Origin of the sequence: Microbacterium sp. P03 (genome assembly GCF_043556235.1) — a bacterium.
GTDB lineage: Bacteria > Actinomycetota > Actinomycetes > Actinomycetales > Microbacteriaceae > Microbacterium.
In genome coordinates this window covers 457,008-470,627 of record NZ_JBIGIM010000001.1, presented here as the reverse complement: position 1 = coordinate 470,627, position 13,620 = coordinate 457,008, and the positions used below count along the sequence as shown (strand labels likewise).

General features: G+C 67.8%; 12 protein-coding genes. 5 read left to right on the top strand and 7 right to left on the bottom strand.

Annotation, left to right across the window (positions count from 1 at the left end; all coding sequences use genetic code 11):
* Positions 1-32: 32 nt before the first annotated feature.
* Together ACFXOO_RS02235 and ACFXOO_RS02230 are read left to right on the top strand one after the other, a co-directional pair.
* The gene (locus ACFXOO_RS02235) at positions 33-701 is read left to right on the top strand and encodes a DUF305 domain-containing protein (protein WP_394562672.1); all 669 of its coding nucleotides are present in this window, start codon (positions 33-35) and stop codon (positions 699-701) included.
* Between the two features lie 57 nt (positions 702-758).
* The gene (locus ACFXOO_RS02230; RefSeq protein ID WP_378837444.1) at positions 759-1,241 is read left to right on the top strand and encodes a hypothetical protein; all 483 of its coding nucleotides are present in this window, start codon (positions 759-761) and stop codon (positions 1,239-1,241) included.
* Here the strand turns inward: ACFXOO_RS02230 and ACFXOO_RS02225 are convergent.
* The 4 genes from ACFXOO_RS02225 to ACFXOO_RS02210 form a co-directional block, all read right to left on the bottom strand.
* Positions 1,157-3,733, bottom strand: a complete 2,577-nt coding sequence (locus ACFXOO_RS02225) for an HAD-IC family P-type ATPase (RefSeq protein WP_394562671.1) — start codon at positions 3,731-3,733, stop codon at positions 1,157-1,159. The two genes, ACFXOO_RS02230 and ACFXOO_RS02225, sit on opposite strands and share 85 nt — an antisense overlap.
* 91 nt (positions 3,734-3,824) lie before the next feature.
* Positions 3,825-4,802, bottom strand: a complete 978-nt coding sequence (locus ACFXOO_RS02220; protein WP_378837438.1) for a carbohydrate ABC transporter permease — start codon at positions 4,800-4,802, stop codon at positions 3,825-3,827.
* Complete coding sequence (locus ACFXOO_RS02215) at positions 4,799-6,145, bottom strand: carbohydrate ABC transporter permease (protein ID WP_378837435.1); 1,347 nt, start codon at positions 6,143-6,145, stop codon at positions 4,799-4,801. The genes ACFXOO_RS02220 and ACFXOO_RS02215 overlap by 4 nt, the downstream gene beginning before the upstream one ends.
* A 149-nt stretch (positions 6,146-6,294) precedes the next feature.
* Positions 6,295-7,632, bottom strand: coding sequence for an ABC transporter substrate-binding protein (locus ACFXOO_RS02210; protein WP_378838607.1), 1,338 nt, complete (start codon positions 7,630-7,632; stop codon positions 6,295-6,297).
* Positions 7,633-7,922: 290 nt separating this feature from the next.
* Between ACFXOO_RS02210 and ACFXOO_RS02205 the strand changes: the two genes are divergently transcribed.
* Positions 7,923-8,957, top strand: coding sequence for a LacI family DNA-binding transcriptional regulator (locus tag ACFXOO_RS02205; protein WP_378851884.1), 1,035 nt, complete (start codon positions 7,923-7,925; stop codon positions 8,955-8,957).
* Between the two features lie 78 nt (positions 8,958-9,035).
* Here the strand turns inward: ACFXOO_RS02205 and rplL are convergent, their stop codons facing one another.
* From rplL to ACFXOO_RS02190, 3 genes are all read right to left on the bottom strand, one after another.
* Complete coding sequence (gene rplL / locus ACFXOO_RS02200; protein WP_378837431.1) at positions 9,036-9,422, bottom strand: 50S ribosomal protein L7/L12; 387 nt, start codon at positions 9,420-9,422, stop codon at positions 9,036-9,038.
* A gap of 50 nt (positions 9,423-9,472) precedes the next feature.
* Positions 9,473-9,988 carry a 50S ribosomal protein L10 gene (rplJ, locus tag ACFXOO_RS02195; RefSeq protein WP_378837428.1) on the bottom strand — a complete coding sequence of 172 codons (516 nt, stop codon included), beginning with the start codon at positions 9,986-9,988 and terminating at the stop codon, positions 9,473-9,475.
* 360 nt (positions 9,989-10,348) lie between these two features.
* The gene (locus ACFXOO_RS02190; protein ID WP_378837426.1) at positions 10,349-11,674 is read right to left on the bottom strand and encodes a LuxR C-terminal-related transcriptional regulator; all 1,326 of its coding nucleotides are present in this window, start codon (positions 11,672-11,674) and stop codon (positions 10,349-10,351) included.
* Between the two features lie 146 nt (positions 11,675-11,820).
* Between ACFXOO_RS02190 and fdhA the strand changes: the two genes are divergently transcribed.
* Together fdhA and ACFXOO_RS02180 are read left to right on the top strand one after the other, a co-directional pair.
* Entirely contained in the window at positions 11,821-13,038 is a 1,218-nt protein-coding gene (fdhA, locus tag ACFXOO_RS02185) for a formaldehyde dehydrogenase, glutathione-independent (RefSeq protein WP_394562670.1), read from the top strand.
* 104 nt (positions 13,039-13,142) lie between these two features.
* Entirely contained in the window at positions 13,143-13,544 is a 402-nt protein-coding gene (locus tag ACFXOO_RS02180; protein ID WP_378837421.1) for a heme-binding protein, read from the top strand.
* Positions 13,545-13,620: the final 76 nt, after the last annotated feature.

Sequence of the window (13,620 nt, the reverse complement as noted above, 5' to 3'; positions counted from 1 at the left end):
GCGATCCGGTGACGGTCCCGTCGCCGCCCGACGTGTCCGAGGGCCCGACGCGCGCTCCGGAGCGGCTTCTCGCGATCATCGTCGCGTGTGTTCTGATCGCAGCGTTGGCCTTCGCCATCGGGCGATTCACCGCGTTCGGCGCATCTTCCGCTGCACCCGTTCCGAATGCCGCGGACTCGGGGTTCGCCCGCGACATGCAGGTGCATCACGCGCAGGCCGTCGAGATGGCGATGATCGAATACGGCCGGACGACTGACGCTGACCTGCGTTCGCTCGCGTACGACATCGCCACGGGGCAGTCGGCCCAGAAGGGCGAGATGTACGACTGGCTCGTGCAGTGGGGACTCCCGCAGTCGGGAGAGCCGCTGATGTCGTGGATGGCGGACGCGGGCGGCATGGCGGGTCACGACGGACACGCGACCACCGGTGCCGGCAGCGTCGAGGAGCTCGAGGCTGCGATGGGGATGGCGACGGATGCCGAGCTGGCCGCTCTTCGCGACGCGCAGGGGATCGATGCCGACTGCACCTTCCTGTCGCTGATGATCCGCCATCACGAGGGCGCGATCGCGATGGTCGACCGTGTGCGCGAGCTCGGATCGGTACCGCGGGTGATCGACGTCGCCACGAGCATGGCCGAAACCCAGACGGCGGAGGTCGACGCGATGCGTTCGTTCCAGGCGCGCCTCGCCTGCTCGGGTTGACGCCCTCCGGGGTGCCCCTCCTGCGGCGCACCGGAGCGCGGACGCTACAGTGGTCGCGTGACTGACGAACCGACGGGTGAGACGGTGGGGCGTCGTCCGGTCCTGGTCACCGTCGCCATCGTTTTCGCCTACGTCAGCGGGTTCGGGAACATCGCACTGGGGGTGCTGATCATCCTCAGCCGCTACCAGCAGCCGAACGACGGCGAAGTCGTCTTCGTGTCGTTGCTCGGAGCCGGTCTGACCCTGATCGGGCTGCTCACGATCGCGCTGGCGTCGGGGCTCGCGCGAGGAAGCAGGCTGGCGCGCACGGCCATCACCGTCTACTTCGGCATCCAACTCGTCCTGCACGCGCTCACGATCGTCGACGACGCCGCGCTCACGTGGTCGGCGGCGGCGCAGTTCCTCGCGGAGGTGTTCATCATCGCGGTGATCTGGACCCCGCCCGGGTCGCGCTTCTACCGCCTCGGCGCTTCCACCGACACCGCCGGGTCGACCGCCGTGGCGGCGGTCTCCCCGCTCGTGCCCCCGCGCGCGGACTGACGACGGCCGCCGCCAGAGGCGGTCATGGCCGCCGCCATCATCCTGCGGACGTATCGCCGGTGCACGAACCGGACCGCCTCGATCGCCCCGATCGTCAGCACCGTGACGACGACGACCAGCTGCGCGGCCTCCTCCCCCGGATCGACGAGCTGGAAGAACGTCGTTGCCGGCGGGATCGTGTAGACCGCGACGAGCGCGATGAACATCGCGCCGATGACCATGCCCTTGAATCGCGTGATCGGACGCGAGAGCACGGTCAGCACCCAGATGCCGACGATTGCGAGGATCATCGTCGCGCCTGTGCGCAGCTGGGGCTCCTCGACGCCGATCGACAGCGCTGCGCGCGTGTACAGGGTGAGGGCGATCGCGATGATGATCCCGGCGGGGATGGCGAAGCTCAGCGAACGCCGGAGGAAGCCGGGAACGTACCGTTGCGTGTTCGGCAGAAGCGCCAGGAAGAAGGCGGGGATGCCGATGGTCAGACCATCGGTGATGGAGAGCTGACGGGGCAGGAACGGGAACTCCATCACGAGCACGCCGAACAGGATCGCGAGTCCCGTGGCGTACGCCGTCTTGGTGAGGAAGAGCATCGAGACGCGCTCGATGTTGGCGATCACCTGCCGGCCCTCGGCGACGACGTCGGGAAGGTGCGAGAACTGGCCGTCCAGCAGCACCAGTCGCGCCACCGCCTTGGTGGCCGCGGCGCCGGAGTTCATCGCGATCCCCATGTCGGCGGTCTTGATCGCCAGCGCGTCGTTGACACCGTCGCCGGTCATCGCCACCACGTGCCCGCGGGCCTGCAGGGCCAGCACCATGGACTTCTTCTGGTCGGGTGTGACGCGGCCGAAGACGGTCTGCGTGTCGAGGATCTCGCCGAGCGCGGCCTGGTCGGCAGGAAGCCTGCGGGCGTCGTACCCCTCCTCGACATCCAGTCCCACCTCCCGGGCGATCGCCGCGACCGTGCGCGGATTGTCACCGGAGATGATGCGGATGCCCACTCCCTGCTCGCGGAAGTAGCTCAGGGTCTGCGCCGCGTCCGGCCTGACCTGCTCGCGGAAGGTGAGCACGGCGACGGGCTCGACCGCGGCGGGCAGTCTCTCGGCGTCGACATCGTCGGCCGTGAGAGCGGAGGCGGAACGGCCGAGGACGAGGGTGCGTCGACCGGTCGAGGCGAGCCGCGTGACGACCGAGCCAAGGGGTGACGCCGTATCGGTCGCATCGTCGCCGAACACCATCTCGGGCGCCCCGAGCACCCACGTGCCGGCGGGGGCGGCGGAAGCCGCATCCTGCGAAGCATCGAAGGAGACCGCGCTCCACTTCCGCGCCGAGGAGAACGGCACGTACTCGGCCACCGCGAGGGCGCGCGCGACGGGGAACGGCTCGCGCAGACACTTCGCCGTCGCGTTGGCGTCCGGCGCGGAGCCGTACCAGGCGAGCACCTGCTCCCAGCCCCCGGCCGGGTGGGAGAGCGGATGCGACGCGTCGAAGGCGATGTCGCCCGCGGTGAGCGTACCGGTCTTGTCGAGGCAGATCACGTCCACCCGGGCGAGACCCTCCACTGCGGGGAGCTCGTTCACGAGCACCTGTTTACTCGCGAGCTTCGCCGCTCCGACGGCGAAGGCGATCGAGGTCATGAGCACGAGGCCGAGCGGGATCATGGCCGTCAGCGACGCGATCGTGTTCACCACTGCCTGTGACCAGCTGCCGCTCTCCCACGCGGTCACGTAGCCGCCGGCCACCATGATCTGCGCGTTGAACACGAGGAGGCCGATCGGACCGATTCCCCAGCCCACCCAGCTCAGCACCCGGTTGATCGACGTCCGCAGCTCGGAGTTGACCATAGAGAAGCGCTTGGCCTCGTTCGCGAACTTGTTGGCGTAGGAGTCCGCGCCCACCCGCACCACCTGGGCGTCACCCTCGCCCGCGACGACCACCGACCCCGACAACGCTTCGTCGTCGACCCGCTTGTCGACGGCGTCGGACTCACCCGTCAGCATGGACTCGTCGATCTGCAGGGCCCGGGTCCGTACGATCCGGGCATCGGCCGGCACCTGATCGCCGGCCCGAAGGACGAGGATGTCGTCCTGCACCACCTCGCTCGGCAGGATGTCGGACTCCGACCCGGCACGGCGGACGCGCGCCTGAGGGGCGTTCAGGAGCGCGAGCCGATCGAGCGCACGCTTCGCCTGGAACTCCTGCACGCAGCCGATGATCGAATTCGCGAACGCCGCGAGCCCGAAGATGGCGTCCTGCCACCGCCCCAGCACGAGAAGGACGAAGAAGCACGCGAACACGATGCCGTTGAAGAGCGTGAACACGTTGGCGCGGACGATCGTCCAGACGCTGCGGCTCGAGTCGGCCTCGAACGCGTTCGTCCTGCCTGCCGAGACCCGCTCGGCGACGTCCGCCGCGGTCAGTCCCGTGTCGGGGTCGACGGGCGGAGCCTGCGGGGGAGACCCTGCCGTGGACCCGGGCGCTGTCGAGGCATCCATCCGTTCACCATAGCCAGACCCGCGGACGCGACGACGGGCGCGTCGCATTTCTCGAGGAAATGCGACGCGCCCGTCGTCGATGGATGCCCGATCAGCCCTTCGTGGCCCCGGCGAGCAGACCCCGCACGAAGAAGCGCTGCAGCGCGAAGAACACGATCAGCGGCACGAGGATCGAGATGAAGGTACCCGCCGCCTGAAGGAACCACTGGTCTCCCCACGTGCCCGAGAGGGAGTTCAGCGATTGTGTCAACGGGAGAGATGTTGATGGCGCGAATATCGTCGCCACCAGCAGGTCGTTCCACACCCAGATGAACTCCAGCACGGCGAACGACGCGAGCGCCGGCGCCGCCAGCGGCAGGATCAGCCGGAAGAAGATCTGGCCGTGACCGGCCCCGTCCACCCGCGCCGCTTCGATGACCTCGTGAGGGATCTCCGCGATGAAGTTGTGCAGGAGAAAGATCGCCAGCGGCATCGCGAAGATCGTGTGCGCGATCCACACCGTGGCGAACGAGTGCTCGATGCCCCGCAGGTCGAATCCGGGGAAGATCGTCACCTCGTTGATCGTCAGGCCACGCGAGAACAGACTGAGCAACGGCACGAGGGCCATCTGCAACGGCACGATCTGCAGAGCGAACACGAACACGAAGAAGAAGTTGCGTCCCTTGAAGTCGATCCACGCGAAGGCGTACGCGATGAGCGACGCGATCGCCAGCGCGAACATGACCACCGGGATCGTGATCGCCAGCGAGTTGAGGAACGACGCACCGAGCGTCAGCGCGGTTCCGCCCGACGTCAGCGCCAGCGAGTAGTTCTCCAGCGTGAAGTTCGGGTCGGTGAACACCGTCCACCAGCCGGTCGACTGCGTGTCGGCACCCGGGCGGAAGGACGTCACGAACAGGCCGAACGTCGGGATCGTCCAGAAGAACGCGATCGCCACAGCGGCGATCGTCGCTCCCTTGGAAGTGAGGCGACGACGTGCCATCGCCTCGTGCTTGCGTGTCTCGCGTTCGACCTGCCGGGCCGATCGCGGGTCGAGGTTGGGCTCGATCACCACGGTTCCGATGGTCATCGGATCTCCCTCTGCTTGCGGATCTGGTTGACGTTGAAGATGATCAGCGGCAACACGAAGATGAACAGCACCACGGCCAGTGCGGCGGAGTGACCGTAGCTCTGGAATCGCTGCTGCTGGTTGACCATCTCGAAGGCGAGCACCGTGGTGTTCGCGCGACCGCCGGTCATGACGGCGACGACGTCGTAGACCTTCAGTGCTCCGATGGCGATCGTGGTGACGACCACGATGAGGGACGAGCGGATGCCGGGGACGGTGACGTTGATGAACCGCTCCCACGCGTTCGTCCCGTCGAGCTGCGCCGCCTCCATCTGCTCCGCGGGCACCGCCTTGATGGCTGCCGACAGGATGACCATCGCGAGGCCGGTCTGGCTCCAGATGAACACCACCAGAAGGAGGAACGTGTTGATGAGGGGCTGCGCATCGAGCCACGACACCGGCTGGCCGCCGAAGAACGTGACGATCGCGTTCAGGACGCCGACCTGGTCGCCCTGCCGGAAGTCGTAGACGAACTTCCAGATGATGCCGGCACCCACGAACGAGATCGCGAACGGCATGAAGATGAGCACCTTGAGGTACTTCTCGCCGCGCGCCTTGTCGATGAACACCGCGTACGCGAGGCCGACGACCGTCGCGATCGTGGGGGCCAGCAGCACCCAGATGATGGTGTTGATGACCGACCAGAAGCCTTCAGGGTTCGTGAAGGTCCAGATGTAGTTCTCGAGTCCGACGAACGTCTCTCCCGTCTTGTCGAAGAACGACTGCCAGACGGTGGAGATCGCGGGGTAGATCAGGCCGACCAGCAGCAGGATCGCCGCGGGGGCCGTGAACAACACCAGCTGGAACAGGTAGCCGGCGCCTTGGCGGGACCGGTAGTCGGCGTAGAAGAGGATCGCGCCGAGGAGGAGTGCGATGCCGATGACCCAGATGACGGCGTTCTGGTACGGCCGCAGCAGCATGAACGCGAGCGTCGGGATCGCGAAGCACGCGATCAGCCGGAGCCAGAAATACCCCTTGCCCGAACGGGGCGCGTACTCGATCAGCAGCAGGATGAGACCCACCACCGCACCGAAGACCACCAGGATGAGCGGGATCTGGATGATGGGATTCAGGCCGCCCAGCCAGATGAAGAAGCTGTTCAGCGAGAAGCCGAGCGTCGTCGGCCTGGTCTCGACCGGCGCGCGGGTGACCATGAACAGGAACAGGGCCACCACGAGGATGAGGCCGACGGCCACGACCAGCAGCGTGGTCCTGTTCCGGGGAGAGGGGGACTCTCCCGAGTGCGTATCTCCCGCGGGAGCGGGGATCGCCCCCGTCGTGGGGGCTTCTTTGGTGCCGGACATGTGGACCCTTCCGAGTACGGCGGTGGACTTGGATGCGGTGCAGACGTTGCGGCCGGAATCGGCCGGAGAAGAGGGAGAGCCTTCGGCGGGACCGCTCGCGATGCGAACGGTCCCGCCGAGGCTCAGGGGTGGCTAGGCGGCCGCGAAGGTCAGTTCGCGTACCCGGCCTGGATGTCGCTCAGCACCTGGTCGGTGGGCTTGCCGTCGATCCAGTTGACCATGCCCTTCCAGAACGATCCCGAACCGACCGTGGCCGGCATGAGGTCGGACGCGTCGAAGCGGAGCGTGGTGTTCGGGTCCTGAACGACCTTCATGGCCTCGACCAGGAACTCGCTCGAAGCAAGCGTCGGGTCGGCGCCCTTGTTGGCCGAGATGGAGCCGCCGAGCTTCACACGGGCGTCTGCCCACTCGGGCGTCGACATGTACTCGGCGACCTTCTGCACTGCCTCGGAGTCGGAGAACGTGGCGACGAACTCGCCGCCGCCCTCTACCGCGAGCTCGCCTTCCTTGATGCCCGGGAGGATGAACGCGTACACGTCACCGTCGGGGGCGATCGTCGGGGTCTCGCCCGCGGCGTTCTTCACCGTGAGGAAGTTGGCCGAGAGGAACGAGGCCTGGTGCGTCAGCGCGCACGTGCCGTCGGCGACCTTGGCCGCGACGTCCGCGAAGGCGGTCGAGTTGATGCTCTTGACGTCACCGAAGCCCGCGTTGACGTAGCTCGGGTTGAGGAGGATCTCCCCGACGGCGTCGAACGCGTCCTTGATGGGCGCGTCGGTGAACTTCACGTCACCGGCGACCCACTGGTCGTAGACGTCGGCGCCCGACTGACGCAGGACGAGGTCCTCGATCCAGTCGGTGCCCGGCCAGCCCGACGCGGCATCGGACGAGAATCCGGCGCACCACGGGGCGGTGCCCGTCGTCTCCTGGATCGTCTTGGTCAGAGCGAGCAGCTCGTCGTACGTCTTGGGGACCTCGACGCCCCACTCGGCGAACTGCGCCGGCGAATACCAGACGTAGCCCTTGAGGTTCGCGAGCATCGGCGCCGCGTAGAACGTGTCGTCGAACGTGCCGTACGACTTCCACCCGGAGTCCCAGTACTCGTCGACGTTGGCGCTGACGGCGTCGGACCCGGGCTGAACCTCGCCGGTCTCGACGAGGGTCTTGAGCAGACCCGGCTGCGGGACGATCGCTATGTCGGGGGCGTCGCCACCGGTCACCTTCGTGACGATGTTGCCCTCGAAGCTCTTGTCACCGGTGTAGGCGACCTTGATGCCCGTGTCGGCCGTGAACTTCTCGAAGCTCTGGTTGAGGGCATCGGCCTCCGTGCCCGTGATACCGCCCGAGATGCGGACGGTCTCGCCCGCTCCACCGGATGCGGAGCCGGAGCCGCCGCTGTCGCCGCCCTCGGCGCAGCCTGCCAGCGTGAGCGTGGCGACGGTGGCGACACCGATCCCCCACACCAGACGTCGACGGCTGCTCGATCGCATTCCGTTCATATTGCTCCTCCTTGAGTCCTCGGCGCGAGTTGCGCGCGGAACCGTTCCCGACCCACCGGGAACCGATTCCACAGACACGTTAGGCGATGTATCCCAGGGAATGCAAGGCAACTTCATCACGACTCGATAACCCCCATGGGATCGCTCCCACGGGCATTACGGCTTCATATCGGTAAGTGAAACCGGTTCCAGAAACGGAACAGGAGTCGCTATGTTCTGATATTGGTCACGCGCACCCCACCGCCGGCAGTGCGTCGCCGCCCCAAAGGAGGGAGCAGCCCATGAGCGGGATCACGGACGTCGCACGCTTGGCGGGCGTCTCGAAGGCCACCGCCAGCCGCGCGCTCACCGGCCGCGGATACGTCTCCGCCTCGACGCGATCCCGCGTCGAGGCGGCAGCCCAGTCGCTCAACTACGTCGCCTCCAGCAACGCGGCGAGCCTGGTCACCGGACGCACGCAGAACATCGGCGTGATCATGCCCTACCTGAACCGATGGTTCTTCGCCGAAGTGCTCGAGGGCATCCAGGATGCTCTGCTCGACGCGCGCCTCGATCTCACCCTGTACGACGCGAAGCCGGGGAGCTCAGGTCGCGCGTCGATCTTCGACGATTTCCTCGCCCGCAAGAGGTTCGACGGGCTGATCGCCGTGGGCCTCGAGCCGGGCGATCGCGAGATCGAGCGGCTGCTGACGATCGGCCGGCCCATCGTCAGTGTGGTCGGCGACGGCGGTGCGACCAGCGCCATCTCGATCGACGACGACAACGCGGTCTCGCGCGCGACGGATCATCTCATCGCCCTCGGCCATCGAGACATCGCCTTCGTCGGAGGGGACGCCGACGGGCACTGGGCCAATGTCGATCGCCGTCGTTACGGCGGATACGTCTCGACGATGACGGCCGCGGGACTCGCGGATTCGATGGTGCACGCGCGCTCCCCCATCACACTGCAGGGTGGGTACGCGGCATCCGTCGACCTTCTGAGCGACCCGCGCTCGCGCCCCACAGCTGTCGTGGCCGTCTGCGACGAGGTGGCGATCGGCACGATCATCGCGGCACGGCGTCTGGCGATCCAGGTCCCCAGCGACCTCAGCGTCATCGGCATCGACGACCACGAATACGCGGACATGTTCGCACTGACCACCCTGCAGCAACGGCCCCGTGAGCAGGGTGCGGCCGCTGTGCGACTGCTGCTGCAGACCCTCGCCGAACCCACCGCCGACCCGGTCGAGATCAAGATCGAGCCCCGACTGATCGTCCGCAACTCCACCGCCCCCCTCCGACCCCGCGTGACGGTGGCCACCTCGGGGAGCGAGTGAGCCTCGGTCGGAGGCGCCGAGAACGCACGAAGGCCCCGGATGCATCATCCGGGGCCTTCGTTGACTCTTGCGAGTGGACTACTTGACCGTGACGGTCGCGCCGGCAGCCTCGAGTGCTTCCTTGCCCTTGTCGGCCGCCTCCTTGGAGACACCCTCCAGGACGGCCTTGGGTGCACCGTCGACGACGGCCTTGGCCTCGCCGAGGCCGAGCGAGGTGAGCTCGCGGACGACCTTGATGACCTGGATCTTCTTCTCGCCTGCGGCCTCGAGCACGACGTCGAACGCCGTCTGCTCCTCGACCTCTTCGGCGGGGGCGCCACCAGCGGCAGCGGGGCCGGCAACGGCGACCGGAGCAGCAGCGGTGACCTCGAAGGTCTCCTCGAACTTCTTCACGAACTCGCTGAGCTCGATGAGCGTGAGCTCCTTGAAGGCGTCGAGAAGCTCGTCAGTGGTGAGCTTTGCCATGATGTTTCTCCTTGTTGGTATTTCGAATCAACCGCAGTCGGGGCCGAGGCCTAGGCTGCGGACTCCTGCTTCTCACGCAGCGCCTCGACCGTGCGAACGGTCTTGGACAGCGGTGCGGTGAACAGATATGCGGCGCCGAACAGCGAGGCCTTCATCGCGCCGGCGAGCTTCGCCAGCAGGACTTCGCGGCTTTCGAGGTCGGCGAGCTTGTTGACCTCATCCGCGGTCAGGGGGGCACCGTCGAAGTACCCGCCCTTGATCACGAGGTGAGGATTCGCCTTGGCGAAGGTACGCAGACCCTTCGCGACGGCGACAGGGTCACCGTGCACGAAAGCGATGGCCGAGGGGCCCGTGAGCTCCTCGTCCAGCGACGAGATCCCCGCGTTGTTCGCGGCGATCTTCGTCAGCGTGTTCTTCACCACGGCGTATTCCGCATCCTGACGAATGCTGTTGCGCAGCTCCTTGAGCTGAGCAACCGTCAGACCGCGGTACTCGGTCAGCAGAACGGCGGTCGAGTCCTCGAAGTTCTTCGTGAGCTCGGCGACCGATGCATCCTTCTGCGCCATGGCCACTCCTTGTGTGTAAGAGACGCTCCGCAATGACGGGGCGTCGGCCGCAGCATCCGCTCATCCGGTCCGAAGCGGGCAACAAAAAAGCTCCGGCGCAAGCGCACGGAGCTGGAACCCTGGAGTTCGTTCGTACACCTGCGCGGGCCCCTGCGATGCAGTGCTTCGATCCCGTGCGCTTGCGCGCACGTCGATGACCGGCGGTCTTTGGCTTCTCCCAGAGTACGGGATGCCGGTGCCCGAGCCAAATCGACGGGCACCCGCCTCTCCCTCCCCCGACGTGCGCGGCGCCTCCGGCGCCTTCGCCGAGAGCGCGACGTGGCGTCGGGTGCACGGACGGAGCGCGGCCGGCGCGCGAGCTCAGCGGCGCGACATGCCCGGTCGGTGGGCCAGCACGAAGGCGGTCGCCTCGGCGCGCGAGCGCACGCCCAGCTTGCGGAAGATCTTCGCCACGTGGAACTTCACCGTGTTCTCGCTGATGCCCAGCTGCGTGGCGATCTCGCGGTTGCGCTGCCCGGCGATCAGCAGCTCGAGCACCTCGGCCTCCCGCGGGCCGAGCTCCCAGGCAGGCGACTCCGCGGCGAGCGCGGTCGGCGGATCCAACGGCATCACGACCGACATCTCCGTCCCCCACCCGGGGGTCGCCTCGAAGGACAGCCGGCCGTTGAGCGCGACGACCCGCTGGCGTACGAGCAGCAGCTGCACGCTCTCCCCGGTGAGATCGCCCGGTCCGTCATCGCGCACGTTGATGAGCAGATTGGTGCCGTCGCAGTCCCACTGCACCCGCACCCGACTCACATCGTGCCGGTCGACCAGCGCGAGGATCGACCCCCGTACGACCGCCCGCGCACCGTGGGCGATCTCGCTGGGCAGGGCCCTGCCGTTCACCGGCGGCTCGACGAACTGCACGTCGATGTCGCGGTAGCGCACGAGCGGGCGGAGGTCGTCGCGCAGCCTCTCGAACGCGGTGGCCACGGGCTCCTCCGTGAAGGTGCGCACCCGGTCGCTCGCCGTCCGCAGATGCACGAGTCCCTCCGCCGCGATCCCGGTCGCGGTCCGGCGGGCCCCGCGGTCGTCCAGGCTCGTCGAACGGAGCGCCGCCAGAACGGTCTCCAAGGTCGTGGAGTACTCGTCGGCGAGCTCGGTCAACGCCTCCATCCGCACCCCCGAACTGGCCCGTGCCTGCTGCAGGTAGTCGGGGGATGCCGCGTCCGCCGTCTCCTGCAGGTGGAGCGCCACGACGTTCCACAGCGCGAGCACGACGTCGTCCGGTCCGTCATCGTGCGGGCGGGACAGCAGGAGCAGCACGCCGTTGGCCGACACGACCTGCAGCGACGGGACGGACCCCTCCCCCACCTCCACGGGAGCACGGCGAACCGACCCCGGCGCGAGTTCGCGGCGCAGCCGATCGAGCTCGATGAACGAGACGCCGTGCGCGAAGGTCGCGTCGCCGGCGCCCTGGCGCTGCCCGCCACCGGTGTCAGCGGCCAGCACGATCACTGCGGAGTGCGCGACGAGCGGCGCGACGAGGCTCGAGAACCTGCGGGCCGTCGATGTCGCGGGCCCGCCCATCACGTCCACGAGGCCGCGAAGCAGGGCGATCGGATCGACCGGCGCTGACGTGAGGGGGATGGATGCCGCGGCATCCGCGATCCGTTCGCCCGGAGCGATCCGCACTGATCCCATGCGATGAATGTACCGCGGCCCACCCGTTCGGGTGGGCCGAACGCCCCGGAGGGACGATGGCACCACTCGAAAGAATCGGTGAGGCTGGAGCGAGCGGATCACCCCGCGCGCGCTGGGCCCCCGCGGCCCACGCAGAGAGGACACTGATGTCTGGCAACAGAGCCGTGGCGTACAAGGGACCCGGCGTGGTCGAGGTCGTCGACACCCCCTATCCGGAGTTCGAGCTCAAGGACGGCCCGGGAGTCAACCCGGCGAACGTGGGTCGCAAAGTGCCGCACGGAGCGATCCTCCGGACCGTCAGCACGAACATCTGCGGATCGGATCAGCACATGGTGCGTGGCCGCACCACCGCTCCCGCCGGGCTCGTGCTCGGACACGAGATCACCGGTGAGGTCATCGAGGTGGGGCCCGACGTCGAGTTCGTCAAGGTCGGCGACATCGTGTCGGTGCCTTTCAACATCGCCTGCGGACGCTGTCGCAACTGCAAGGAGGGCAAGACCGGCATCTGCCTGAACGTCAACCCCGACCGCCCCGGCAGCGCCTACGGCTACGTCGACATGGGCGGCTGGGTCGGCGGTCAGGCCGAGTACGTGCTCGTGCCCTACGCGGACTGGAACCTGCTCGTCTTCCCCGACCGCGACCAGGCTCTCGAGAAGATCCTCGACCTGACGATGCTGTCCGACATCTTCCCCACGGGGTTCCACGGCGCCTACACCGCGGGTGTCGGTCCGGGCTCCACCGTGTACGTCGCCGGGGCCGGACCGGTCGGCCTCGCCGCGGCCGTCGGCGCGCAGCTGCTCGGCGCCGCCGTCGTCATCGTGGGCGACCTGAATGAGGACCGACTCGCGCAGGCCCGCTCGTTCGGGTGCGAGACGGTCGACGTCTCGCGGGGAGACCCGGCTGCGCAGATCGAACAGATCCTGGGCGTGCCCGAGGTCGACTGCGGCGTGGATGCCGTCGGCTTCGAAGCGCGCGGACACGGCGATGACGCGGGTCGTGAGGCTCCCGCCGCCGTCCTCAATTCGCTCATGTCGATCACGGCCGCGGGGGGCGCGCTCGGCATCCCCGGCCTGTACGTCACGGGTGACCCCGGCGGAATCGACGATGCGGCGAAGGTCGGCGCCCTCTCGATCAGCCTCGGCACGGGGTGGGCGAAGTCCCTCTCGTTCACCACCGGCCAGTGCCCGGTCATGACGTACAACCGGCAGCTGATGATGGCGATCCTGCACGACAAGGTGCAGATCGCGAAGGCCGTGAACGCGACCCCCATCGGCCTGGACGATGCCCCGCAGGGCTACGCGGAATTCGACCAGGGAGCCGCCAAGAAGTACGTGCTGGATCCGAACGGCTACATCGCCGCCTGACGCGAATCTCACGCTCGACCAGATCTTCCATGAAGACACCGGGACCGGATGCCTCGACCCGAGGCATCCGTCCCGGAACACCCGCCCGATCGAAAGGAACACCCATGTCCACTGTCACTCTCGCCGATGCCCGTCGGGTCATCGACGCCGCCGAGAAGAAGGCCGTCGAGATCGGCCAGCCGATGAACATCGCCGTCGTCGACTCGGGCGGCAACCTCGTCGCCCACGTCCGTCAGGACGGGGCGTGGATCGGCAGCGTCAACATCTCGATCAACAAGGCGTGGACGTCGAAGGCCTTCGACATCTCGACGAAGGACCTCGGCGACAACTCGCAGCCGAACCAGCAGTTCTTCGGCATCCAGAACACCAACGGCGGCAAGGTCGCCATCTTCGCCGGCGGCATCCCCCTCTCCCGCGACGGCGTCGTCGTCGGCGCAGTGGGCGTCAGCGGAGGCTCGGGCGAGCAGGACCACTCCGTCGCCGAGGCCGGCGCCGCCGCCTTCTAGCCAGCGCGCCGGGTGCCGGTGCGTGCGTCCCGGGTGTCGCGGGCGTCACGCGTCGGCACCCGGGGTTAGCCTCGAA